This window comes from Pseudomonas sp. (assembly GCF_040514055.1).
Lineage (GTDB): Bacteria > Pseudomonadota > Gammaproteobacteria > Pseudomonadales > Pseudomonadaceae > Aquipseudomonas.
The window spans coordinates 21,549-47,325 of record NZ_JBEVDL010000009.1; the positions used below are offsets into that span (position 1 = coordinate 21,549).

General features: G+C 62.6%; 20 protein-coding genes and 1 pseudogene. 13 read left to right on the forward strand and 8 right to left on the reverse strand.

Annotation, left to right across the window (positions count from 1 at the left end):
* Positions 1-50: 50 nt before the first annotated feature.
* Entirely contained in the window at positions 51-1,004 is a 954-nt protein-coding gene (locus tag ABWY06_RS02260) for a GlxA family transcriptional regulator (protein ID WP_353923937.1), read from the forward strand.
* A gap of 459 nt (positions 1,005-1,463) precedes the next feature.
* Here ABWY06_RS02260 and ABWY06_RS02265 read toward each other — a convergent pair whose 3' ends face one another.
* The 4 genes from ABWY06_RS02265 to ABWY06_RS02280 form a co-directional block, all read right to left on the reverse strand.
* A complete protein-coding gene (locus tag ABWY06_RS02265) occupies positions 1,464-2,231 on the reverse strand; it encodes an amino acid ABC transporter ATP-binding protein (RefSeq protein ID WP_353923938.1) in 768 nt (255 codons plus the stop codon).
* 10 nt (positions 2,232-2,241) lie between these two features.
* A complete protein-coding gene (locus tag ABWY06_RS02270; protein WP_353923939.1) occupies positions 2,242-3,339 on the reverse strand; it encodes an amino acid ABC transporter permease in 1,098 nt (365 codons plus the stop codon).
* Positions 3,340-3,349: 10 nt separating this feature from the next.
* On the reverse strand, positions 3,350-4,534 hold the full coding sequence (locus tag ABWY06_RS02275; protein ID WP_353923940.1) for an amino acid ABC transporter permease: 1,185 nt from the start codon (positions 4,532-4,534) through the stop codon (positions 3,350-3,352).
* A 101-nt stretch (positions 4,535-4,635) separates the two neighbouring features.
* Positions 4,636-5,664, reverse strand: a complete 1,029-nt coding sequence (locus tag ABWY06_RS02280) for an amino acid ABC transporter substrate-binding protein (protein ID WP_353923941.1) — start codon at positions 5,662-5,664, stop codon at positions 4,636-4,638.
* A gap of 487 nt (positions 5,665-6,151) precedes the next feature.
* Between ABWY06_RS02280 and ABWY06_RS02285 the strand changes: the two genes are divergently transcribed.
* The 5 genes from ABWY06_RS02285 (at position 6,152) to ABWY06_RS02305 (ending at position 12,158) form a co-directional block, all read left to right on the forward strand.
* Positions 6,152-6,820 (forward strand): alpha/beta hydrolase, encoded by a 669-nt coding sequence (locus ABWY06_RS02285; protein WP_353923942.1) that lies wholly within the window; start codon positions 6,152-6,154, stop codon positions 6,818-6,820.
* Positions 6,821-7,217: 397 nt separating this feature from the next.
* Positions 7,218-8,156, forward strand: coding sequence for a GGDEF domain-containing protein (locus ABWY06_RS02290; RefSeq protein ID WP_353923943.1), 939 nt, complete (start codon positions 7,218-7,220; stop codon positions 8,154-8,156).
* Between the two features lie 63 nt (positions 8,157-8,219).
* Positions 8,220-9,380: a dipeptidase gene (locus ABWY06_RS02295; RefSeq protein WP_353923944.1), complete on the forward strand. Its 1,161-nt coding sequence runs from the start codon at positions 8,220-8,222 to the stop codon at positions 9,378-9,380.
* A 123-nt stretch (positions 9,381-9,503) separates the two neighbouring features.
* Positions 9,504-10,949, forward strand: a complete 1,446-nt coding sequence (gene rhlB, locus ABWY06_RS02300; RefSeq protein ID WP_502948138.1) for an ATP-dependent RNA helicase RhlB — start codon at positions 9,504-9,506, stop codon at positions 10,947-10,949.
* Between the two features lie 168 nt (positions 10,950-11,117).
* The gene (locus ABWY06_RS02305; protein WP_353923946.1) at positions 11,118-12,158 is read left to right on the forward strand and encodes a DUF2157 domain-containing protein; all 1,041 of its coding nucleotides are present in this window, start codon (positions 11,118-11,120) and stop codon (positions 12,156-12,158) included.
* Between the two features lie 46 nt (positions 12,159-12,204).
* Here ABWY06_RS02305 and moaE read toward each other — a convergent pair.
* The 4 genes and pseudogenes from moaE to ABWY06_RS02325 all read right to left on the reverse strand — a co-directional run.
* Positions 12,205-12,648 (reverse strand): annotated as a pseudogene (gene moaE, locus ABWY06_RS02310) (molybdopterin synthase catalytic subunit MoaE); the annotation flags it as partial.
* Between the two features lies 1 nt (position 12,649).
* Positions 12,650-12,892, reverse strand: coding sequence for a MoaD/ThiS family protein (locus tag ABWY06_RS02315; protein WP_353923947.1), 243 nt, complete (start codon positions 12,890-12,892; stop codon positions 12,650-12,652).
* Positions 12,889-13,365 (reverse strand): cyclic pyranopterin monophosphate synthase MoaC, encoded by a 477-nt coding sequence (gene moaC / locus ABWY06_RS02320; protein WP_353923948.1) that lies wholly within the window; start codon positions 13,363-13,365, stop codon positions 12,889-12,891. The genes ABWY06_RS02315 and moaC overlap by 4 nt, the downstream gene beginning before the upstream one ends.
* A 166-nt stretch (positions 13,366-13,531) precedes the next feature.
* Complete coding sequence (locus ABWY06_RS02325; protein WP_353923949.1) at positions 13,532-14,923, reverse strand: PhoH family protein; 1,392 nt, start codon at positions 14,921-14,923, stop codon at positions 13,532-13,534.
* A 529-nt stretch (positions 14,924-15,452) separates the two neighbouring features.
* Between ABWY06_RS02325 and yaaA the strand changes: the two genes are divergently transcribed.
* The 7 genes from yaaA to algG all read left to right on the forward strand — a co-directional run bounded on the left by yaaA (position 15,453) and on the right by algG (position 25,777).
* Positions 15,453-16,226, forward strand: coding sequence for a peroxide stress protein YaaA (gene yaaA / locus ABWY06_RS02330; protein ID WP_353923950.1), 774 nt, complete (start codon positions 15,453-15,455; stop codon positions 16,224-16,226).
* A gap of 936 nt (positions 16,227-17,162) precedes the next feature.
* Positions 17,163-18,473, forward strand: coding sequence for a GDP-mannose 6-dehydrogenase (gene algD, locus ABWY06_RS02335; protein WP_353923951.1), 1,311 nt, complete (start codon positions 17,163-17,165; stop codon positions 18,471-18,473).
* 142 nt (positions 18,474-18,615) lie between these two features.
* Positions 18,616-20,097: a mannuronan synthase gene (gene alg8 / locus ABWY06_RS02340; RefSeq protein WP_353923952.1), complete on the forward strand. Its 1,482-nt coding sequence runs from the start codon at positions 18,616-18,618 to the stop codon at positions 20,095-20,097.
* Between the two features lie 33 nt (positions 20,098-20,130).
* Complete coding sequence (locus ABWY06_RS02345) at positions 20,131-21,297, forward strand: PilZ domain-containing protein (protein ID WP_353923953.1); 1,167 nt, start codon at positions 20,131-20,133, stop codon at positions 21,295-21,297.
* A 6-nt stretch (positions 21,298-21,303) separates the two neighbouring features.
* On the forward strand, positions 21,304-22,698 hold the full coding sequence (locus tag ABWY06_RS02350) for an alginate biosynthesis protein AlgK (protein ID WP_502948139.1): 1,395 nt from the start codon (positions 21,304-21,306) through the stop codon (positions 22,696-22,698).
* Positions 22,695-24,176 carry an alginate export family protein gene (locus ABWY06_RS02355; protein ID WP_353923955.1) on the forward strand — a complete coding sequence of 494 codons (1,482 nt, stop codon included), beginning with the start codon at positions 22,695-22,697 and terminating at the stop codon, positions 24,174-24,176. Before ABWY06_RS02350 ends, ABWY06_RS02355 begins: the two co-directional genes overlap by 4 nt.
* Before the next feature lie 23 nt (positions 24,177-24,199).
* On the forward strand, positions 24,200-25,777 hold the full coding sequence (gene algG, locus ABWY06_RS02360) for a mannuronan 5-epimerase AlgG (protein ID WP_353923956.1): 1,578 nt from the start codon (positions 24,200-24,202) through the stop codon (positions 25,775-25,777).

Sequence of the window (25,777 nt, forward strand, 5' to 3'; positions counted from 1 at the left end):
AATGGCCAGCTTTGTGTCCATAATCGCCAATCGCTCGAATGACCACCGCCATGCTCAGCCTCGCGCTCTATGTCTGCCCGCAAACGGTCTGCTCCAGCCTGAGCATGATCGGCGACGCCTTCGGCCTGGCCAATCGCCTGGCCGGGCAGGCGCTGTTCCGCATCCAGCGCTTCAGCCTCGACGGCCAACCGGTGGAGCTGGACTTCGCCCGTATCCGGGTCGACGGTGGCCTGGCGCTGGCCGACCAGGCCGACCTGGTGCTGTTGCCCGCGACCGGCACGGCCATCGAGCTGACCTTGGCGGCCAACGCGCCCCTGCTGCCCTGGCTGGCCCGGCGCGCCGCCCTGAGGCCACTGGCGAGCCTGTGCAGCAGTGCCTTTCTCCTGGGGGCAGCCGGGGTGCTCGACGGGCGTCGGGCCACCACCCATTGGGCCTTGGCCCAGGGATTTCGCCGACGTTTTCCCGCTGTACGGCTGACCATCGATGAACTCCTGACCCACGACGGCAACCTGCTCTGCTCCGGCGGCGCCCAGGCGGGGCTGGATCTGTGCCTGTACCTGGTTGGCCTGCATGCCGGCGACGGGCTGGCGCAACGGGTCGCCGCGGCACTGGTGATCGACAGCCAACGCGGCCAGCAGTCGCGCTTCGCGCCCCTGCTGCCGGAACCGGGCGGCGGCGATGGGCTGATCGATCCGCTGCTGGACTGGCTGCAGGCCCATTACGCCGAACCCATGGACCTGACGCGCCTGGCGGAGCAAGCCCATTGCTCGCCGCGCACCCTGCTGCGGCGCTTTCGCAGCAGCACCGGGCTGACGCCCAACGACTACCTGCAGCGCCTGCGCATCAGCGCCGCGCAGACCGCCCTGCGCCATCCAGGCCGCACCCTGGAGCAGATCGCCGGCCAGGTCGGCTACAGCGACCGCGCCGCCTTCGCCAAATTGTTCAAGCAGCTCTGCGGTGAAACCCCGGGCGCCTATCGCCGCAGGGTACGGCACTCCAATTGAGCCCGGCAGCGGAACGGAAAGGTTCGGCATCACCGGCAGCCCGTAGGATGGGTTGAGCGCAGCGATACCCATCGCCGCAAAAAAACCAGCAACCCGCCGCGGCCCAAAACGCTGGACGGTCGCCGAACCACGCACCGAGCCCACCCCACATCCTCGCTGGATAGCCGCCTTCGCGGGTATGACGAGGTCCTGAGGATTACCGTTCTGGAGCGGAAAGGTTCAACGCCACCGGCAGCCCCGTAGGAGGGGTTGAGCGCAGCGATACCCATCGCCGCAAAAAAACCAGCAACCCGCCGCGGCCCAAAACGCTGGACGGTCGCCGAACCACGCACCGAGCCCACCCCATATCCTCGCTGGATACCCGCTTTCGCGCGATGCCGACCTCTGTGCGCCGCCGTGCGCCCTGCCAATAAAAAAGGAGCCTTGCGGCTCCTTTTCACAGCTCGTACAACCAGAGGATCAGTGGATGATCTGGCTGAGGAACAGTTTGGTGCGATCGTTCTGCGGGTTGGTGAAGAAACTGTTCGGCTCGTTTTCTTCGACGATCTCGCCCTTGTCCATGAAGATCACCCGGTTCGCCACGGTACGGGCAAAGCCCATCTCATGGGTCACGCAGAGCATGGTCATGCCGTCCTCGGCCAGGCTGACCATGGTGTCCAGCACTTCCTTGACCATTTCCGGGTCGAGGGCCGAGGTCGGCTCGTCGAACAGCATGATCTTGGGTTTCATGCACAGGGCACGGGCAATGGCCACACGCTGCTGCTGGCCGCCGGACAACTGCCCCGGGAATTTGTGGGCCTGCTCCGGGATGCGCACGCGCTCCAGGTAATGCATGGCCACTTCCTCGGCCTGGCGCTTGGGCACATTACGGACCCACATGGGCGCCAGCGTGCAGTTCTGCAGCACGGTCAGGTGCGGGAACAGGTTGAAGTGCTGGAACACCATGCCCACTTCACGACGGATCGCTTCGATGTGCTTGAGGTCGCTGGTCAGCTCGGTACCATCGACCACGATGCGACCCTGCTGGTGCTCTTCCAGACGGTTGAGGCAGCGGATGGTGGTCGACTTGCCGGACCCGGACGGGCCACACAGGACGATACGCTCGCCCTGTTGCACGTTCAGGTTGATGTCCTTGAGCACGTGGAACTGACCGTACCACTTGTGCACGCCCTGCATCTGGATCATGCCTGGCGCGGCGCTCGGGGCCTGCTTGTTAACTTCACTCATGACAAAACTCCTAACGCTTGTGGCCAGTGTCCAGCTTGCGCTCCAGGTGCATGGAGTAGCGGGACATGCCGAAACAGAAGATCCAGAAAATCAAGGCCGCGAAGACATAGCCTTCGGTCGCCATCCCCAGCCAGGCCGGGTCGGTGGTGGCTTGCTTGATGCTGTTGAGCAGGTCGAACAGGCCGATGATGATCACCAGGCTGGTGTCCTTGAACAGCGCGATAAAGGTGTTGACGATACCGGGGATCACCAGCTTCATGGCCTGCGGCAGAATCACCAGGCCCATCATCCGCCAATAGCCCAGACCCATCGCCGCGGCCGCTTCGTATTGACCCTTGGGAATCGCCTGCAGGCCACCGCGAACCACTTCGGCGATATAGGCCGACTGGAACAGGATGACGCCGATCAGCGCGCGCACCAGCTTGTCGAAGCTCAGGCCCTCGGGCAGGAACAACGGCAGCATGACCGAGGACATGAACAGCACGGTGATCAACGGCACGCCGCGCCAGAACTCGATAAAGGTCACGCACAGCACACGGATCGCCGGCAGGTTCGAGCGTCGGCCCAGGGCCAGCAACACACCCAGCGGCAAGGCGCCGGTGATGCCCACCGAGGCGATCACCAGAGTCAGCATCAACCCGCCCCACTGGCTGGTGGACACTTCGCTCAGGCCAAAGAACCCGCCGTGCAGCAGCCAGTAGGCCAGCAGCGGGAACACCACCAGGAAGCCCAGGCCGTAGACAGCCTTGCGCGGCATCTGCGGAATAAACAGCGGCGCAGCGCCAAAGATCGCCAGCCACAGGGTCAGGTCCACCCGCCAACGCAATTCACTGGGGTAGAACCCGTACATGAACTGGCTGAAACGCTGCTGCACAAACACCCAGCAGGCGCCTTCCCCGGTGCAGTCGGCACGGGTGGTACCGGTCCAGTCCGCGTCGATAAAGGCCCATTGCACCAGCGGTGGGATGATCAGCCAGACCAGGTAAGCAGCAAACAGGGTCAGCAGGGTGTTGAACACGCTGGAGAACAGGTTGGCTCGCAGCCAGGCGACCGCGCCGACACTCATAGGGGGTGGCGGCAGGTTCGGTTTGAAAATATGGGTCGTCATGCGTTTTTCCTCACCGCTCGACTAGCGCAATGCGCTTGTTGTACCAGTTCATCAGCAGCGAAATGCTCAGGCTGATGGCCAGGTACACGCTCATGGTTATGGCGATCGCCTCGATGGCCTGGCCGGTCTGATTCAGCACCGTGCCGGCGAACAGCGACACCATGTCCGGGTAGCCGATACCGGCGGCCAGCGAGGAGTTCTTCGCCAGGTTCAGGTATTGGCTGGTCAGCGGTGGAATGATCACGCGCAGCGCCTGGGGAATGATCACCTTGCGCAGCGTCACGCCGGGCTTGAGCCCCAGGGAGCGCGCCGCCTCGGTTTGGCCGTGGTTGACGGCCTGGATCCCGGAACGGACGATCTCGGCAATAAAGGCCGCGGTGTAGATGGTCAACGCCAGGGTCAAGGCGATCAATTCGGGGATCAATACCCAACCGCCGCGGAAGTTGAAACCGGTCAGGGTGGGTATGTCCAGGGTGAGCGGATTGCCCGCCACCAGCACCGACAGCCCCGGGACCACCACCAGCAAGGCCAGCGAGCTGATCAGCAGGGGGAAGGGTTTACCGGTAGCCTCGAAACGCGCACGGCCCCAGCGCACCAGCAGCACAATGCCGATCACGGTGGCGATCAACGTCAGCAGGAACGGCATAAAGGCTTCGGTCGGCACCGGCGACGGCAGGTAGAGACCGCGGTTGTTCAAAAAGAACGCCCCGCCCAGGTCCATGCTCGCCCGCGGTCCCGGCATTGCCAGCATCACCGCGAAGTACCAGAAGAAGATCTGCAGCAGCGGCGGGATGTTGCGGAAGGTCTCGATATAGACGGTGGCCAGCTTGCGCAACATCCAGTTCGGTGACAACCGCGCCACGCCCAACAGAAACCCCATCAGGGTCGCCAGCACGATGCCGATAACCGACACCAGCAGGGTATTGAGCAGGCCGACGACGAACACCCGTCCGTAGGAGTTGCCTTCGTTGTAGTCGATCAGGTGTTGGGCGATGCCGAACCCGGCACTGTTGTTGAGGAAGCCGAAGCCGGAAATGATTCCGCGCTGGGCCAGGTTGTGCTGGGTGTTGTCGAACAGGTACCAGCCGAACGCGATAACCGCGATAACGGCAATAATCTGGAAGAGCCACGCGCGAATCTGCGGGTCGGTCCACACCGACCCCCGAGGACGCGGGGCATTGGCAGTAGTTTGCATAACAGCCCTCTTGGAAGCCCGACGCCCGCAAGTGCGGGCGTGGGGTTCACATGGTCAAGAACGACACCACGGCGCCAGGACTGGCGCCACGGTGCGGATGGTCAGCGCACTGGCGGTGCGTACTGCAGACCACCCTTGTTCCACAGGGCGTTGAGGCCGCGTTCGATCTTCAGTGCGCTGCCGGCACCGATGTTGCGATCGAAGACTTCTGCGTAGTTACCCACTTGCTTGACGATCTGTACGGCCCAGTCTTTCGGCAGTTTCAGATCCTTGCCGAACTCACCCTCGGTACCCAGCAGGCGCGCGATGTCCGGGTTCTTGGTGGTCTTGGCGGTTTCCACCACGTTTTTCGAGTCGATACCCAGTTCTTCGGCGTTGACCATGGCGTACAGCGACCAGCGCACGATATCGAACCACTCCTCGTCACCCTGGCGAACGGCCGGGCCCAGAGGCTCCTTGGAGATCACTTCCGGCAGTACCACGTACTGATCCGGTGCGGCCAGCTTGATGCGCTGTGCGTACAACTGCGACTGGTCGGAGGTCAACACGTCGCAACGGCCGGCTTCGACCGACTTGGCGCTTTCGTCGGAGGTGTCATAGGTGATGGGGGTGTACTTCAGGCCATTGGCACGGAAGTAGTCGGACAGGTTCAGCTCGGTGGTGGTACCGGCCTGGATGCACACGGTCGCGCCATCCAGTTCCTTGGCGCTGGAGACGCCGAGTTTCTTGTTCACCAGGAAGCCCTGGCCGTCGTAGTAAGTCACGCCGGTGAAGTTCAGGCCCATGGCCGCATCACGTGAACTGGTCCAGGTGCTGTTGCGCGAGAGGATGTCGACTTCGCCGGACTGCAGCGCGGTGAAACGCTCCTTGGCGGTCAACGGGCTGAATTTAACTTTGCTGGCATCGCCAAAGACAGCAGCTGCCACGGCACGACAGACGTCCACGTCGATACCCAGGTAATTGCCTTTCTCGTCGGCATAGGAGAAGCCCGGCAGACCATCGCTGATCCCGCACTGAACGAAGCCCTTCTTCTGCACTGCATCAAGAGTTGCGCCCGCCTGAGCGAAGCTGCTGACACCGAGTACCGCTGCAGTGGTCAGCACTGCCAGGGTGGATTTCACCATCTTCATTAAAAACCTCCAGTTGCTCTTGTTGTGTTGGAGTCTCGGTCCTAGCACCGTACCCTTGTGGGGCGGGTTCCACTCGCTCGAACAGCGTCGAGCGGAACCGGGCGCGGACCTCAGGCGCGAGTTTAGATGGCCATGGTCGTCAAGGCTAAAACTCACCCCCCGCCCATCGGTCAAATGGACTGGAGACACATCATCGTACGCGTTAACGCCACGGAGCGGCGCATGAAGAAACGGGCTTTTTTCGAAATCCCCGCCTGCGGATTTCGCGCTGTACGCCACCTGTCTGCCGCAAGAGTGTTACCGCAGGCACGTCCCGTTCAGTGCGGGGCTGAGCATAGCAAAGCCCGTACCAGACCCACCGCCAGGACGGGATAAAAACAGGTCAAGAGCAAAACGGTCAGCCTTGCGACATCTTGTTAAGCAATTCAATCAACCCTTGATCGGCGCACGCCCCATTTTAGGGCGACCGCACCGCACCGGAGCTTTTATGCACGAGCCGCTGCTACTTCAGCCCACACAAACCGCCGATGCCTGCGTGATCTGGCTGCACGGTTTGGGGGCGGACCGTTATGACTTCTTGCCCGTCGCCGAAGCGCTGCAAGCGCGCCTGCGCAGTACCCGATTCGTCCTGCCCCAGGCGCCGGTGCAGCCCGTCACCATCAATGGTGGGCACCCCATGCCCAGTTGGTATGACATCCTGGCCATGAGTCCGGCCCGGGCCATCGACCGGGTGCAGCTCGAGCGCTCCGCCCTGCAGGTAATGGCACTGATCGAAGCCCAGCGCGACAGTGGCATCGACCCCGCGCGTATTATCCTGGCGGGCTTCTCCCAAGGCGGTGCCGTGGTCCTGCACACAGCCTTCCTGCGCTGGCAGGGCCCTCTCGGTGGCGTGCTGGCCCTGTCCACCTACGGCCCCACGTTCGGTGACGGGGTGCAAGTGCCTGCCGCCGCCCAACAAATTCCCGCCTGTTTTCAGCATGGCCGTTTCGACGACGTGGTGCAGCCCGCCATGGGCCGCGGTGCGCACGACTTCCTCGCCGCCCAAGGGGTGACGGTCAGCTGGCAGGAATACCCCATGGCCCACGAGGTCTTGCCCCAGCAGATCCGCGATATTGGCGACTGGCTGAGCATTCGACTGGCCGACACCGGCCCATGAAGGGCTGATCGGAGCAAAGTGATGTTAATAGGCTGCCATTCGTCGATTTTTTTAAGTCGCCAAAAAAATGGCGCCTGGAATTTTCACGCCCGGCTCCACCCCGACAAAGGCTCTGGCTGGGGCACTGGCGCGAACCGGGAGCCAGCTCGGCCGGCCCTGGCGCGTTCCCCCTCGGGTCGCCGCCTGGTGTCAGGTGCCCGACACAGGCGAACTAAGTGCGCGTGCCTGGCTCCAAGGCCACAACCACTGGTCGCTTGGGTTTTTCCCGCGCATTGCCAGTCCTGAGAGACTTGCCTATGGTCGCATCAGGAGTCCGCCCCCCGACAGGATGTGTCTGTGATGCCCTCCGCTTCCCTTGATCGTTGTCTGAATCGCCTGCCAGGCCGTTAATCCCTTGATGAAAAGTGCTCGTTGGCAGGAAGACCTGCAACAACTCCGTCATTTGCGACTGTTCCAGAATGTCGCCGCCAGTAGCCTGCAACAGCTGCTCAAAGAGTTTCGCGCCTGTGAATTGACCGCGGGCGAAGTGCTGCTGTCGCCCTTCAACCGCAACCAGTACCTGTACCTGCTGCTCGAAGGCCGGCTGAAAGTCTATCTGGGCTCGCTGGACAACCAGGCGGTCAGCACGCTCGAGGCGGGGGAATGCGTCGGTGAAATCAGCTTTATCGACAATGATCGGCCGTCGGCCTACGTCGTGGCCGATGAACCCTCGCTGGTGCTGCGCCTGCACCGCGCTTCGCTGATCAACCTGTTCAGCCAGTCGCCACAACTGATGCAGAACTTGCTCGAACTGCTGTGTGAGCGGGTGCGCCAGGGCAACCGCTTGATTCTCGACAGCGAACAGAATGCCAACCTCGACACCCTGACAGGCTCCTACAACCGCCGCTGGCTGGAACATGCGTTCGAGCGGGAAAGCACCCGCTGCCGCTTCAATGACCAACCGCTGAGCATGCTGATGCTCGACGTCGATCACTTCAAGCGCTTCAACGACCAGCACGGCCACCTGGCGGGCGACTACGCCCTGTGCCTGGTCGCCCACACCTTGCGCAACCAGCTGCGGCTCAAGGACATCGTGGTGCGCTATGGCGGTGAGGAGTTCGTCATCCTGCTGCCGGAAATCGCCGCGGAGGAAGGCCGCGCCATCGGCGAACGGCTGCGCGAGAGCCTGGAACAAGCGCGAACCTTTCATTCGCCCGTGGGCATGTTGCCCGGCGTCACCGTGTCGCTGGGCCTGGCACAGCTCACGGCCGAGGACAGCTTGCAGACCTTGATCGCGCGGGCCGACCGCGCGCTGTATCAGGCCAAGCAGGACGGCCGCAATCGCCTCAGCGGCTAAGTCGCTGCCCTGTCCAGTCCTTGCTACAGTGAGCGCACCTGACCCTGCATGGACGCCTGTTGAATGCGCACTCTTGGCCTGATCCTGCTAGCCCTGCTGACGCTGGGGATCGCCCTGTTCTTCGCCGCGCCTAACCTGATGGACCGGCGAATGAACACGGTCGCCACGCCAGGCCCCTACCCGGCCAGCGACCCGGCGCGGCAACTGCACCAACAGCTGTTTATCGCCGACCTGCACGACGATGTGCTGCTCTGGCAACGCGACCTGCTCGAGCGCCACGCCCGGGGTCACTCGGACCTGCCGCGCCTGCTGGAAGGGCGGGTGGCGCTGCAGGTGTTTTCCACCGTGACCAAAAGCCCACGCGGACTGAACTACGAGCGCAACGCCGCCGACAGTGACAACCTTACGCCGCTGGTCATGGCCCAGCGCTGGCCCCGGGCGACCTGGGACAGCTTGCTGCAGCGTGCGCTGTATCAAGCCGAGAAACTGCACCAAGCCGCCGCGGCCAGCGACGGCCGCCTGGTACCCATCAAAACCCGCGGTGATCTGGCGCAGTTTATCCAGGCCTGGCCGCAGGAACCACGCCGCGTCGCCGCACTGCTGGCCACCGAGGGTCTGCACCCACTCGAAGGCCGCCTGGAGAATGTCGACCGGCTGTACGAGGCGGGTTTTCGCATCACCGGCTTGACGCATTTTTTCGATAACGAGGTCGGCGGCTCTGCCCATGGACTGGAAAAGGGCGGACTGACCCCCTTCGGTCGCCGGGCAGTGGCGCGCCTGGAAGAAAAAGCCATGCTGATCGACCTGGCCCATGCCTCGCGCGCGCTGATCGAAGACGTGCTGGCGATCAGCAGCCGCCCTTTGCTGGTGTCCCACACCGGTGTCGAGGGCACGTGCCCCGGCCCACGCAACCTCAGCGACCAACACCTCAAGGCCATTGCTGCGGGCGGTGGCGTGATCGGCATCGGCTACTGGAATGGCGCGGTATGCGACACCTCGGTGGCGGCCATCGTCCGTGCGATCCGCTACACCACCCACCTGATTGGCGTCGAGCACGTCGCCCTGGGCTCCGATTTCGACGGCGCGGTGCACACCCCGTTCGACACCAGCGGCTTGGCGCAACTCACCCAAGGTCTGCTGGAGGGCGGCTTCACCGCCGATGAGATCAGCGCGATCATGGGCGGCAATGTAAAGCGCCTGCTCCTGGAAAACCTGCCACGCTAAAAAACGCATCTGGCCCCGGGAACCCGCGAGGCCCCTGAGGCGCGAAATCGGGGTACTTCGCCACATGACCTTCTTGCTTTACACTGGCCGGCGTACATTCCTTAATCAATTGACGAGATGCCCGTGCTCAAAGCACTGAAGAAGATGTTCAGCAAAGGCGAAGGCGAACTGCCCAGCGCTGGCGTGATCGCCACGCCAGCCGCCTCGACTGCCGAAAGCCCGAACCCTCCCCGCGCCGCCTCGCCGTTGCCGATTGCCGAAACCGCAGCCCCGCACGCACCGGCGACAGCCGCTGACGCGGCCCCCGCCAAGGCGGTTAAACCCCGACGTGAGCGGCAAGCCAAGCCGGTGGACACCTGGACGCTGGCGGATTTCGAGGTAGCGCCACAGCCAGGCAAGACCCGTTTTCATGACTTCGCCCTGGCGCCCGAGTTGATGCACGCCATTCACGACCTCGGGTTCCCTTATTGCACGCCGATCCAAGCCCAGGTGCTGGGCCATACCCTGGCCGGCAAGGACGCCATTGGCCGGGCCCAGACCGGCACCGGCAAGACCGCGGCGTTTCTGGTCTCGATCATCACCCAGCTGCTGCAGACGCCCCCCCCCAAGGAACGCTACATGGGCGAGCCGCGCGCACTGATCATCGCGCCGACCCGCGAGCTGGTGGTGCAGATCGCCAAGGACGCCGCCGGGCTTACCCGTTACACCGGCCTGAACGTGATGACCTTCGTCGGCGGCATGGACTTCGACAAGCAGCTCAAGCAGCTCGAAGCCCGTTATTGCGACATCCTGGTGGCGACCCCCGGCCGCCTGCTGGACTTCAACCAACGCGGCGAAGTGCACCTGGACATGGTCGAGGTCATGGTGCTCGATGAAGCCGACCGGATGCTCGACATGGGTTTTATTCCCCAGGTCCGGCAAATCATTCGCCAGACCCCGCACAAGGGCGAACGGCAGACCTTGCTGTTCTCCGCGACCTTCACCGAAGACGTGATGAACCTGGCCAAGCAGTGGACCACCGACCCGGCCATCGTCGAGATCGAGCCGGAGAACGTCGCCAGTGAAACCGTCGAACAACATGTCTATGCCGTCGCCGGCAGCGACAAATACAAATTGCTCTACAACCTGATCAACGACAACAGTTGGGAACGGGTGATGGTCTTCGCCAACCGCAAGGACGAGGTCCGCCGCATCGAAGAGCGCCTGGTGCGCGATGGGGTCAATGCCGCGCAGCTGTCCGGCGACGTGCCTCAGCACAAGCGAATCAAGACCCTGGAAGGCTTCCGCGAGGGCAAGATTCGCGTGCTGGTGGCCACCGATGTGGCCGGACGCGGCATCCATATCGAGGGCATCAGCCACGTAATCAACTTCACCCTGCCCGAGGTACCGGACGACTACGTGCACCGTATCGGCCGGACCGGCCGCGCCGGGGCCAGTGGCGTGTCGATCAGTTTTGCCGGCGAGGACGACTCCTACCAGCTGCCCTCGATCGAGGCCCTGCTCGGGCGCAAGATCAGCTGCGAGATGCCGTCCGCCGAACTGTTGCGCAGCGTGCCGCGCAAACACTAAGGACAGCACACGCCTCGGGTACAGCAGGCGAAGCCGCATCACGCGCTTCGCCTTTTTTGTGCCCGGTGCTCCCAACCGTGTCGCGACCGCTGGCACGCTCGTCTCCCTTAGGCAGCCGGCGGAGACATCCCGCCTGCGCACCCGCTGTTAAGCCCACCGGAGATCGTCATGCCGTTTACGTTCACCGCAGAGGATTTGACCCGCGCCGTCGGTGCGGGCGTACTGCAACCCGGCCAGGACCGCGCCCTGCTGGAGTTCCTGCAGGGACAGTCAGCCAGCCGCGGCAGCTTTCAACTGGCCCATATCGCCTACTATTTCGGCGCGCTGCTGATCATGGGCGCCCTGGGCTGGCTGCTCACCGAAGCCTGGATGAGCATCGGTAACGGGGCGCTGCTGACTATCGCCCTGACCTATATGGGCCTGTTCACCCTGGGCGGCATCAGCCTGTGGCGGCGCGGCCAGCAGATTCCCGGTGGCTTGCTGGGCGCGGTGGCGGTCAGCCTGACGCCGCTGGTGGTATTCGCCGTGGAACGCCTGACCGGGCTCTGGCCGATGGACGACGGACAGTCCGATTACGGCAACTACTACCAGTATGTGCAAGGCGGCTGGCTGGCCATGGAAGCGGCGACCCTGGTGGTCGGCCTGCTGATGCTGCGCCTGCTGCCCTTCCCCTTTATCGTCCTGCCGATGGCCGTGGCCTTGTGGTTTATGTCGATGGACCTGACCGAACTGTTCTACGGTGAGTCCTTCGACTGGGAAGCGCGGCGCTGGATCTCCCTGTGGTTTGGCCTCGCCCTGCTGCTGGTCAGCCTGCTGGTGGACGCCCGCACCGAACAGGACTTTGCCTTCTGGGGCTACCTGGCCGGCCTGCTGGCGTTCTGGGGCGGACTGAGCCTGATGGACAGCGGCAGTGAGTGGGGCAAAGCCGGCTATGGGCTGATCAACCTGGGGCTGATGGGCCTGGCGGTGCTGCTGCGACGGGCCACGTTCATGGTCTTTGGCGCACTGGGCGTGGCCGGCTACCTGGGCTACCTGGCCTACGAGGTGTTCGACGACTCGCTCTTGTTCCCGATCGTGCTGACCTTGATCGGCCTGGGCATCATCGCCCTGGGGTTGTTCTACCAGAAACGCCGCGAAGCCCTCAGCGCCACGCTACGGGCACAGCTGCCAAAGGGCTTGCTGGCCTTTATTCCGGCGCTGGGTCGTTAACCACCAGGGGCGTTTGGCAGGCTGAGGACAGGTCCTCGCCATTGCCCCAACGTGCAGCGGCCTGCTGGTCGCTGGCACGGCCTTCCACCCAGCGCGGGCCGTCGGCGGTGTCTTCCTTCTTCCAGAACGGCGCGCGGGTCTTGAGGTAGTCCATGACAAAGGCACAGGCTTCAAAAGCCGCCTCGCGGTGCGCGCTGGCGGTGCCGACGAAGACGATGGGCTCGCCCGGTTCAAGCCGACCGATGCGATGGACGATCTCGATATTCAGCAGCGGCCAGCGCTGCCCGGCTGCTTCGGCGATACGGGCCAGGGCTTTTTCGGTCATGCCCGGAAAGTGCTCGAGAAACATGCCGGCAACCTCGCGCCCCTCGTTGAAATCACGCACGTAACCGACAAACCCGACCACCGCACCAACGCCGACCTGGGCGGCATGCAGCGCGTTGAGTTCGGCACCGGGATCGAAAGCGGCCTCCAGCACACGAATACTCACCTCAACCTCCGGTCACAGTGGGAAAGAACGCCACCTCGTCCCCCTCGCGCAGCGGCTCCTGCAGGCTGCACAGTTCCTGATTGCGCGCGCACATCAGGTTCTGTTCGGCCAGCACCTCCCAGACCCCGCCACGGGCCAGCAGGTGCAGGCGCAGGTCGTCCAGGGTGGCGAACTCGCCGCTCAGCTGCTCGGCCTCGATACCCAGCGCCTCGCGGTAGCGGGCGAAATACTGCACCCGGATCATTGCGCAGTCTCCGCCTGGTAGTGCCCGCTCTTGCCGCCGAGCTTTTCCAGCAGACGCACAGACTCGATAACCATGCCACGGTCCACCGCCTTGCACATGTCGTAAATGGTCAGGGCGGCCACGCTCGCGGCGGTCAGGGCCTCCATTTCCACCCCGGTCTGCCCCGACAGCTTGCAGCGCGCGACGATACGCACCGCATCCGCGCCTTCGGTCGTCAGCTCGACCTTGATGCCAGTCAGCAGCAAGGGATGGCAGAGCGGAATCAGATCGGCGGTTTTCTTCGCCGCCTGGATACCGGCGATGCGCGCCACGGCCAGGACGTCACCCTTGGGGTGGCCGCCGTCCTGAATCAGTTGCAGGGTTTCCGGGCGCATGCGCACCCAGGCCTCGGCCACCGCTTCACGGAATGTCAGCGCTTTGTCGGTGACATCGACCATATGCGCGTGGCCTTGGGAATCGAGATGGGTCAGCATGGCAGGGGCTTCGTTGAAAGGATGGCCTATTGTACACCGCAGTCATAAGCGGCAAGCCATTGGCCGTAAGGGGTAGTCGTAAGGGATGAGCTGCAAGCCTGGCGTGGGAGCCAGGCTTGTTGCTCTCTCTTAGCGCTTGCAGCTTTTAGCTGCGCGGCACGCGCCCCTACATATTGGCTTCGGCGTATTCGGCCAGTACCGAACGTGGCACCCCTTGCAGGGTGATATGCACACCGTGGGGGAAATCCTTGAATCGCTCGGTGAGGTAGGTCAGGCCCGAACTGGGCGCCGACAGGTAAGGCGTGTCGATTTGTGCCAGATTGCCCAGACAAACCACCTTCGAACCGGTCCCGGCACGGGTGATGATGGTCTTCATCTGATGCGGCGTCAGGTTTTGGCATTCGTCGATCAGGATCAGGCTCTGCTGGAAGCTGCGACCGCGGATATAGTTCAGCGACTTGAACTGCAGCGGTACCTTTTGCAGGATATAGTCGACGCTGCCGTGGGTGTTTTCATCGTCCATGTGCAGCGCTTCCAGGTTGTCGGTGATGGCGCCCAGCCAAGGCTCCATTTTTTCCGCCTCGGTGCCCGGCAAAAAGCCGATTTCCTGGTCCAACCCCTGCACGCTGCGGGTGGCGATGATGCGACGGTACCTCTTGCTGACCATGGTCTGTTCGATGGCAGCGGCCAGGGCCAGGATGGTCTTGCCGGAACCCGCGGCCCCGGACAGGTTGACCAGGTGGATATCGGGGTCGAGCAAGGCATAGAGCGCCAGGCTCTGGTAGATGTCCCGCGGCCGCAAGCCCCAGGCTTCCTGGTGCAGCAGCGGCTCCTGGTGCAGGTCGAGGATCAGCAATTCGTCGGCCTTGATACCCTTGATCCAGCCGACGAAACCCTGGTCGTCGATGATAAATTCGTTGATATGCACCGCCGGCAGGTTGTCGGTCAGTTGCACCCGGTGCCAGGTACGGCCGTGGTCCTGACGCGTCTCGACCTTGCTCACCCGGTCCCAGAACGAGCCGCTCACCGTGTGGTAGCCGCGGGGTAACAGCGAAATATCGTCGACCAACTGGTCGGTGTGGTAGTCCTCCGACTCGATGCCACAGGCGCGCGCCTTCAGGCGCATGTTGATGTCCTTGGTCACCAGCACCACGGACAACCCCGGGCTGTGGGCTTTCAATTCCACCAGTTGGTTGATGATCTTGTTGTCGTTGAGGTCTTCGGGCAGCCAGGCGATCGGATCGGTCCGTTTGCTCATCAGGATCGAGAGAAAACCGCAGGGTTGGTTCTTGCCCCGCGGGATAGGAACGCCGTGCTCCACCTCCTGAGGGGTGGCGGTGCCGAGGATCTGATCGATCAGGCGAATGGCTTGGCGACACTCGGCGGCGATGCCTTGCTTGCCCGTTTTGAGCTTGTCCAGCTCCTCCAGCACCGTCATCGGAATGGCGACATGGTGCTCTTCGAAATTCAGCAACGCGTTGGGGTCGTGAATCAGCACGTTGGTATCGAGAGCATAGAGAATCGGTGCGGTCAGGCCAGAACGTCCATGGTCATCCATACTCGGTCACCTTTGTTACGAGGGGCCAAGCGGCGGAATGCCCGAACAGCCCTCCGCCGCGGAGGACCGCCGACTTCTCGAGCCAGGAGCGGGAGAAGGTGCAACGAGGTGAGGGCCAAGGCTCGCCACCTGTCTGCAGGGTTCGGCGGTCTGCCTTTGGTAATACCGCAAAAAGCATGACAAAAAAAAGCTCTTTTCATCTTTTTGCAGTTTATTCGTCACCACGACGAATAGCCCTTGGCGCTGGGCTGAGGTGCCGTTAAAGTCAAAGGTTCTCCCTTACCCAAAACAGGCCGACCACGCGCTCGCGCATGTGCTTGCCCTGCGCTCGCCGAATGACCTCAGCGCCCCAACCACAGGCTGGGGCGGCCAGACCCGGAGCATCGAATCGATTGGAATGGCAGGCGGCCGAGGCCCCGCAACAACGCGTCCAAAGAACCTCCCATCGGACCTGTCAGTGCACCGGCGCAGACGCTGCCCCCCTCGAGGGCCTAGAATCGCGCACCTTTTCCGACCTGGAGACCGCGCCATGCTGATGGTGATTTCCCCGGCCAAAACCCTCGACTTCGAGACGCCGCCGGTAACCGAGCACTTCACCCATCCCGAACACCTGGACCACGCCCAGGAGCTGGTCAGCCAGTTACGCACCTACAGCCCGACGCAGTTGGCTGAACTGATGCACCTGTCGGACAAGCTGGCCGGCCTGAATGCCGCCCGGTTCGGCAGTTGGACGCCCACCTTCAGCCCGGACAATGCCAAGCAGGCCCTGCTGGCATTCAAGGGTGACGTCTACACGGGCATGCAGGCTGAAACCTTCGATGAGGCAGACTTCGCGTTCGCCCAGACCCACCTGCGCATGCTGTCGGGCCTCTATGGCCTGCTGCGACCGCTGGATCTGATGCAGCCCTATCGCCTGGAGATGGGGACACGTCTGGGCAATGCACGCGGCAAGGACCTGTATGCCTTCTGGGGTGACTTGATCAGCGGCTGGTTGCAGCAGGCGCTGCGCGACCAAGGTGACCAGGTGCTGCTCAACCTGGCCTCCAACGAGTACTTCAGCGCGGTGCAACGCCCGCAACTCGATGCCAGGATCATCGATGTCCAATTCCGTGACCTGAAAAACGGCCAGTACAAGATCATCAGCTTCCATGCCAAGAAGGCCCGCGGGCTGATGAGCCGCTACGTGATCAAGGAGCGCCTGCGCGATCCCCTGGGATTGCAGGACTTCAACGCCGAAGGCTACCGCTACGCGCGGGAGCAGTCGCAACCCGACCGGCTGGTGTTTCTGCGCGAGCCGCAGTGACACGGCCCTTCAGGCACAGGGTCCAGGGTAACGCCCCCACCGGCAAGCGCCTGTAGCACGGCCCACGGCGCAGGCGCCCGCCCTCCATGCCGACAAGGCGTCCGCCGATCGGCGACATGCAAGGGAAGCGGCGCCATAAGGGCCCGCCCAAGCCATCAAGGCGCTGCGGCGCCCAGTGCAGGAGGTCACAGCGGCGTGAGCCGCTCTGCGGAACCCGTCGCATAGGCGCGCAGCCAATTGTTCAGCAAACTGACATAGCGCACACATAAAGCCGAAACAGTCGGCATTCCGAAAAAAACCTTTGGAAGTTCTGTCATGAGTTGTCATTAAGTAAAATCGTCCAACAATCTCATATTACAACTGGATAACAGCCGGCCAACTTCACAAAACGCGGAAACTGGCACTTGCGTTCAGCTACAATGATGGCAATGAGTCAGCTCCGCTACAGCCCGCTATATTTACGGCATTGAGCGGACATGCCATCATTATGAAATTACTCATTACGAAAAAATTATTTCGAATCACTTCGCAAAAATGACGAACGGTATGAACTAACACTCCGCCGCTGCGTTCATACTCCCTGAACAATTTCGGCGCGGCTTCAAAGCCCATCGCACCAATGTCGGCAAAGGATTGCGGAAGTTCCAAGTGATGTCTTGAGGCTATAGGTTTAACCGTCAAAGACTGGAGAGCACACCCCCTGACAATGACCCCACAAGCGGCCACCTAGAGGCCTCGTGCTCCAGAATGGAGCACTTCGCTGCATTTAAGGGCGATCCTTCATAACAAGCCCAACTTCAGCACAATTTATATTGGTGCCATGTCTTCTTTATGCCTGCGCCCGACCGATTCAATATATTGAACCGGGCGCCATAGAGGACGTGTCATTTTACTGCCGCCATATTAACGGCGAATTAACGGATTAAGGTGAGCGCTATGCGTATTAGTATTTTTGGCCTGGGTTATGTCGGTGCAGTCTGTGCAGGTTGCTTGTCTTCGCGCGGCCACGAAGTGGTTGGCGTGGACATTTCGGCCACTAAGATCGACCTGATCAACAACGGCAAGTCCCCTATCGTCGAACCTGGTCTGGAAGCCTTGCTGGAAAAAGGCATCAAGTCCGGCTTGCTGCGTGGCACCACTGATTTCGCAGCGGCCGTCCGTGACACCGAAGTGTCTTTTATCTGCGTCGGTACTCCGAGCAAGAAAAACGGCGACCTGGAACTGAACTACATCGAGTCGGTTTGCCGTGAAATCGGCTATGTCCTGCGCGACAAGAGCCAACGTCACACCGTGGTGATCCGCAGCACCGTGTTGCCGGGCACGGTGAAAAACGTGGTGATCCCGATCCTCGAAGACTGCTCGGGCAAACGCGCCGGCGTCGATTTCGGTGTAGCGGTCAACCCCGAATTCCTGCGCGAAAGCACGGCGATCAAGGACTACGACTTCCCGCCGATGACCGTGATCGGCGAGCTGGATGCCCAGTCCGGCGACCTGCTGCAAGAAATCTATCAGGAGCTCGACGCGCCGATCATCCGCAAGGACATCGCTGTTGCCGAGATGATCAAGTACACCTGCAACGTCTGGCACGCCGCCAAGGTGACCTTCGCCAACGAAATCGGCAATATCGCCAAGGCCTCGGGTGTCGACGGTCGCGAAGTGATGGACGTGGTCTGCCAGGATCACAAGCTGAACCTGTCCAGCTACTACATGCGCCCCGGCTTCGCCTTCGGCGGCTCCTGCTTGCCCAAGGACGTGCGCGCCCTGACCTACCGTGCCGGCCAGCTGGACGTGGATCACCCGATGCTCGGCGCGATCATGCGCAGCAACGTGGCCCAGGTACAGAATGCCTTCGACATCATCGCCAGCCACGACAAGCGCAAAGTCGCCCTGCTGGGCCTGAGCTTCAAGGCCGGTACCGACGACCTGCGCGAAAGCCCACTGGTCGAACTGGCTGAAATGCTGATCGGCAAAGGTTACGAGCTGAGCATCTACGACAGCAACGTCGAATACGCACGGGTTTACGGAGCGAACAAGGACTACATCGAATCCAAGATTCCCCATGTGTCCTCGCTGCTCAACAGCGATTTCGATCAAGTCATCGACAAGTCCGACATCATCGTGCTGGGTAACGGCGATGAGAAATTCAGGGCACTGGCACAGCACGCACCGGACGGCAAACAAGTCGTCGACCTGGTGGGCTTCATGACCGCCGCGACACGTGGCGGCGCTGAAGGCATCTGCTGGTAGCACCTTTCTCCGCAGGCGTCCCTGACGCCTGCGGGGCTTTAACACCTGCCTTAACCCCATCGATTCGCCGCAGCGCGAAGTGAGGCCTTTGCGCCCGTTTTTTGCTGCGTTGGATCGTGCGAAACAGATCATGGATGCAGCTATGCACAGGCTAAAAAACGGTCTTATCGAGGCCGCTGGTTGGCTGTTCTACCTCAGTTTATTGATGGTCATCGCCCTGGCGTTGCCCCGCACCGTGTTCGACCCCGACTCCAAGGACTTTCTCCTGTTGATCGGCGTGGTCGGCATCTGGCGTTATTCCATGGGCGGGATCCATTTCCTGCGTGGCATGCTGTTCCTCTACCTGGTGTTTCCTTATTACCGGCGCAAGGCGCGCAAATTAGGTGCCGCGGCCGACCCCTCCCACGTGTTCCTGATGGTCACCAGCTTCCGTATCGACGCCCTGACCACTGCCCAGGTCTACTGCTCGGTGATCAAGGAAGCGATCGACTGTGGTCTACCGACCACCGTGGTCTGCTCCATTGTCGAGCTGTCCGACGAGCTGCTGGTCAAGACCCTTTGGGCCAAGTACAACCCACCCGCGCGGGTCAAGCTGGACTTCGTGCGCATCGCCGGCACCGGCAAGCGCGACGGCCTGGCCCACGGCTTTCGCGCCATCTCCCGGCACATGCCGGATGCCAACGCGGTGGTGGCGGTGATCGACGGTGACAGCGTGCTGGAAAGCGGCATTGTTCGCGCCACCGTGCCCTACTTCAAGCTGTTCCCGAATGTCGGCGGCCTGACCACCAACGAGTTCTGCGAGGTACGCGGCGGCTATATCATGAGCGAGTGGCACAAGCTGCGCTTCGCCCAACGCCACCTCAACATGTGCTCCATGGGCCTGTCCAAACGCGTGTTGACCCTGACCGGCCGCATGTCGGTGTTCCGCGCCCAGGTGATCGTCGATCCCGAGTTCATCGCCGACGTCGAGAGCGACTCGCTGGACCACTGGCGCCTGGGCCGTTTCAAGTTTCTCACCGGCGATGACAAATCCAGCTGGTACAGCCTGATGCGCCTGGGCTACGACACCTTCTACGTACCGGACGCCGCGATTTATACGGTGGAACACCCGCCGGAGAAGAGCTTTATCAAGGCCAGTCGCAAGCTGATGTTCCGCTGGTACGGCAACAACCTGCGGCAGAACTCGCGCGCCATGAAACTGGGGACCAAGCGCCTGGGCTGGTTTACCAGCCTGGTGCTCTTCGACCAGCGGGTATCTATGTGGACCTGCCTGCTGGGCCTGGCCGTCGCCTTGATCGCCAGCCTCAAGTACAGCCTGGTCTACCTGCTGATCTACCTGTTGTGGATCGGTACCACACGGTTGGTGTTGACCCTGCTGCTGTCGTTGACCGGCCATGCCATTGGCCCGGCCTACCCGCTGATCCTCTATTACAACCAGATCGTCGGCGCCTTGGTGAAGATCTACGTGTTCTTCCGACTCGACCAGCAATCCTGGACCCGCCAACCCACCAAGCTCAACCGCGACCTGGCCAGCTTTCAGCGCTGGTTCAACACCTGGTCGTCACGAACCATGACCTTTTCCGCCGCCAGCGTCTTCATCGCCGCGCTGCTGATAGTGGTTTGATCGAACATGAATGGATCTTCTAGGAATACCGCCATGAATACAGTCGTGAACCTCAACGTCGTGCATGAATCAGAAGCCCAGCGCCAACATGCGCGGATCAAGCTGCCGGCGAAGATCCGCTTCGCCAGCGGTGGCCAGGCCGTGGCCGAGCATCAATTGGTGGACTTGTCTGCCGGTGGCTTCAGCTTTATCAGCGGCAAGCTGCCGGTCAAGGTCGGCGACTACCACAAGGGCAAGCTGGTGTTTCAGGTCGACAATATCGGCCTGGCCATCGACGTGGAGTTCCAGGTCTGCTCGCTGGACGCGGCCAGTACCCGGGCCGGCTGCCAGTTCCACAACCTCAAGGCGCGGGAGATTTCCACCCTGCGCTACCTGATCAGCGCCCACCTCAGCGGCGAACTGATGAGCGTCGGCGACCTGCTCACCACCCTGCAGCGAGACAACTTCACCAAGGCCCGCAAGAACGGCGGCGGCATGGCCGGCATGGGCATGCTGGGTCGTCTGCGCGCCGTCAGTTTTAGCCTGGGGATCTTCCTGGTCGGCCTGACAGCCTTCGGTTTCATCTTCAAGTCCATCTATGGCCTGTACTTCGTCACACACGCCGAATCCGGCCTGGTGAGCATGCCGCGCCTGCAAGTGACCATGCCCCGCGAAGGCACGGTGCAGAGTCTGGTCGGTGCCGACGGGATGGTGAAAAAGGGCGCGCCCATCGCCGCGTTCAGCACCTCCATGCTGGAGATGCTCAAAGGCCACCTGAGCGAAGAACAACTCAGCCCCGCCAGCGTCGAGCAGCTGTTCGGCGAGCAGATGAAAGGCACCCTGACCAGCCCCTGCGACTGCATCGTCACCGAGCAGTTGGTCGCTGATGGCCAATTCGCCAGCAAAGGCGCGGTGATCTTCCAACTGGTGCCGCGCAACAGCCAAGCCACCATCGAAGCCCGCTTTCCCTACAAGCATTTCCGCCAGGTCAAACCCGGCGCCAGCGTGACCTTCCAGGTCGCCGGCGAAGAGAACGTGCGTCGCGGCACTATCGTCAGCAGCAGCCTGAATGACGGAGACCTGTCGGCCGATATCCGCGTGGTGATCAAACCCGCCGAGCCGCTGGACAGCACCCTGGCCGGGCGCCCCGTGGAAGTGAGCGCCGACCACGGCCCCTCCTTCGACTGGATGCTCGATAAAGCCCTGGCGGCCGGTCGCTAAGGAGAGATGACGGTGTTTACCACTCAACGACTCCTGCTGCTCACCGCCCTTGGCCTGGGCGGTTGCGCGGGACTGCCGGACCAGCAGCTGGCCCAACAGGCGCTGAAGAACGGTGACACGGTCACCGCCGAGCGGCACTACCGGCAACTTGCAGAGCTCGGTTACGCCGATGCCCAAGTCGGCCTCGCCGACCTGCAGGTCGCCAGCGGCGATGCGGAACAACTGCGCCTGGCCGAACAGACCTACCGCCAGGCCCTGGACAACTCGCCACGGGCCAAGGCACGTCTGGGCAAGTTGCTGGCTGGCAAGCCCACGGCGACCGATGCCGAGCGCATCGAAGCCGAAGGCCTGCTGCGCGAGGCCTTCGAGCATGGCGAGCAGGGGGCATTGGTACCCCTGGCCACGCTCTACCTCAATCACGCCCGGCTGTTCGCCGGCGTGGACCTGGAGTCACGCCTGAAGCAATGGCGCCAAGCCGGCTTCACCCAGGTCGACCTGGTACAGATCCAGCTGTATCGCAGCCAAGGCAGCTACGACCAGCACCTGGCGGAGATCGAGCAGATCTGCGTGCAGGCTTTGCCGCGCAACGATGCCTGCTACCTGGAACTCGCCACCGTTTACCAGAAAGGTGAACGCGGCGACGACCAGGCCGCCTTGCTCGAACGCTTGAAGTCGGCCTATGCCGGCGGCTCCGTACCCGCCAGTCGGGTCGAAGACGTCGCCTTGGTGCTGGCCAATGCCGAGCTGGGCAAGACCGACGAAACCACCGCGCAAGCCCTGCTGGAAGAAATCGCGCCGGCGTACCCGGCGGCCTGGGTCAGCTTGGCCCGCCTGCTCTATGAATACCCAGCGCTGGGCTCGGTCGAGAAGATCATGGAGTACCTGGAAGCCGGGAAAGCGGCCGCCGTGCCGCGGGCCGAACTGCTGCTGGGCAAACTCCACTACGAGGGCAAGTTGGTCCCCCGCGACCCGCAAAAAGCCGAACAGCACCTGCTACAGGCCGCGCTCAGCGAAAGCAGTGCGCATTACTACCTCGGGCAGATCTACCTGCGTGGCTACCTGGGGCAGATCGCCCCGGACAAGGCGGTCGAGCACCTGCTGGTGGCCGCCCGAGCCGGCCAGGCCAGCGCGGACTTCGCCCTGGCCCAACTGTTCTCCCAAGGCAAGGGCTTTCAGGTCAACCGCGTCAATGCCTATGTATTCAGTCAGTTGGCCGTGCACACGGCCACCGCGCCACTGCCGGAGCGGCAAGCGCTGGCGCAGGCCATCGACGCGCAGCTGCAACCGCAAGAACGCCCCCAAGCCCTCCAGCTGTTGCGTGAAGAGCAGCAGCTGCGTGGCGCCGCCGCAGTGCCCGATGGCGCGCTGCAGGCCATGCAACTCAAGCAGGTACCGTTATGATACTGACTCACTGGAAGGGCTGCGGCCCACGCATAGGCCTGGGACTCGGCCTGTCGTTGCTGGCCACCAGCACGGCCTGGGCCGTGCAGATGGCCGATAAAAATTTCGGCGTGGATATCAAGATCACCGCGCAGTCCGAAGATGACCGCGACCTGGGTACGCGCAGCGGCGGCGATGTGCAAGGCCTCGGCCTCGACGTCCGCCCCTGGGCCTACGGCCAATGGGGCCACTGGAGCGCCTATGCCATGGGCCAGGCGGTCACCGCCACCGATATCATCCAGACCGACACCTTGGAGTCCGACGACTTGCAGGGCGCGAGCCAGTCGAGCGATGACGGCCGTGAACCGGAAAAAAACTACCTGGCCCTGCGCGAATTCTGGGTCGACTACGCCGGCCTCACCGACTACCCGGGCGAACACCTGCGCCTGGGTCGCCAGCGATTGCGCAACCCCGACGGCCAATGGCGCGACACCAATATCGAAGCGTTGAACTGGACCTTCGACACTACCCTGCTGCGCGCCCACCTGGGCCTGGCCGAACGCTTCAGCGACTACCGCACCGATCTCGACGAACTGTCGGCCAACGACGAGGATCGCACCCATCTGTTTGGCGATGTCGCCACGCAGTGGACGCCCGGTCACTGGGCCGGCCTGCGCGCGCACCACCGGCGCGATGACGGCCAGCTGTCCAGCCCGGATGGCGAGGTCGATATCGACGACAAACGCTCGATCGGCGACCTGACCTGGCTGGGTATCACCGCCGACAGCGATGCCTATGATTTCCGCAACCCCAACGCGCTGAACTACTGGGCCAGCCTGACCTGGCTGACCGGCGATCGCAAGACGCTGCTCAACCCGCTCGACCCCATCGACGGGCGTACCGTGCAGAGCAGCGACGTCAGCGCCTGGGCCACCGATCTCGGCCTGCGCTGGCGCCTCGACCCACAGTGGCAGGTGGGCGCCGCCTATGCCCGTGGCAGCGGCGGCGGCAACAACCGTGACCAGCAGTTCGAGCAGACGGGCCTGGAAAGCAACCGCTCCAATTTCACCGGCACCCGTTCGAGCAGCCACCGTCTCGGCGAAGCCTTCCGTGGCGAGCTGAGCAACCTGCAGGCCGTCAGCCTGTTCGGCTCCTGGCAGCTGGCCGAGGACTATGACGCCAGCCTGATCTACCACCGTTTCTGGCGCCTCGATGACGACCAACAGATCGGCAGAAGTGGCATCAATGCCCAACTCGACGACGGTGGTTTCAGCCGTCCGCTGCTGCAGGGTGAAAAAGACCTTGGGCAGGAAGTCGATCTGGTAATGACCAAGTACTTCAAACAGGGGCTGCTGCCGGCCGCCCTTAGCCAATCCCTGGACGAACCCTCGGCACTGGTGCGCTTTCGTGGCGGCCTGTTCGTCCCGGGCGACGCCTATGGCGAGGATGTCGATTCGCTGATGCACCGCGCGTTCGTCGACGTGATCTGGCGCTACTGATGCAAACGGGAATCGCATACGCCATGAGCCATTTCAACGCCCCCGGTCGGCCGCGCCGCTTGTCCCTGCTGGCTGCCGCCCTGCTACTGGGCAGCAGCTGGGTACAGGCCTCGTCCCCCGAGGCGGTCAAGGAGCTGCGCACCGCCAAGACCTATACCGTCAGCAGCGCGCCGATCGAACCGCTGCACCTGGACCCACCGAAACTGCCCGACCTGAGCGGCTACACGGCCGCCGCGGTGCAAGCCAAGATCGTCACCAGCCCTGGTGGCAGCGTGACCGTGCGGCGCATGCTGCAACAGGACGCGCTGAAGGACTTTATTGGCGGCAACAACCGTATGTCCGAGTGGGTGACTCGCCAGCGTGGCATGCCCCAGGCGATCTTTATCGAAGGCGGCTACGTCAACCTGACCCAACTGGCGCGGCAGTTGCCCAAGGAGTACTTCAGCGAAACCGCGCCGGGCGTTTACCTGGCGCGGCTGCCAATCGTCGTGGGCCACGATGCGACCCTGCACATCGACAAGCAGACCCAGGAGTTGCGTCTGTCCGAGGAGCGCGGCTCCTTTATGGTCAACGACGGCAAATTGTTCGTCACCGACAGCAAGATCACCGCCTGGCGCGAGGCCGACAACGGTCCGGCGACTTTCCGTAAAGCCACCGAATTTCGTCCTTTCCTGCTGGCCTGGGGGGGTACCGAGACCTATATCCTCAACAGCACCCTGACCAGTTTCGGCTACGAGACCAGTAAGTCCTACGGCGTCAGTATTTCCCAGTACACGCCCAACCAGCATAAGGTCATGCAACGTCCTGAACCAACGGGTTGGGTGCTCGACTCCGAGTTCATCGACATGTACTACGGCTTCTATTGCTACGAAGCCCGCGACGTGGTGATCAAGGGCAATACCTACCGTGACAACGTGGTCTATGGCATCGACCCCCACGACCGCTCGCACCGCTTGATCATTGCCGAGAACACCGTATTCGGCACCAAGAAAAAGCACGGCATCATCATTTCCCGCGAAGTCAACGACAGCTGGATTTTCAACAACCGCAGCTACGACAACAAATTGTCGGGCATGGTGATCGACCGCAACAGCGTCAATAACCTGATCGCCTACAACGAGCTGTACCGCAACCACTCCGACGGCATCACCCTGTACGAAAGCCCGGATAATCTGTTGTGGGGCAACCGCATCCTCAACAACCGCCGTCACGGCATCCGCTTGCGCAACAGCGTGAACATCCGCCTGTATGAAAACCTCTCGGCGGGCAACGCCCTGACCGGGGTCTACGGGCACATCAAGGATCTCAGCGACACCGACCGCAACATTGCCCTCGATCCCTTCGACACCGAAGTCTCGATGCTGGTGGTGGGTGGGCGCCTGGCCGGCAACGGCTCGGGCCCGCTGTCGATCGACTCGCCCCTGAGCGTCGAACTCTATCGCGTCGACCTGCTGGCACCGACCAAGACCTCGGGCATCAGCTTCAGCGGCATCCTCGGCGAACGCCAGGAGGAAATCCTCGACCTGATGGTACGCCAGGGTAAAGCCGTATTGATCGACCCGGTTGAAAGCCAGGCCGAATTGCAGAACACAGGACACTGA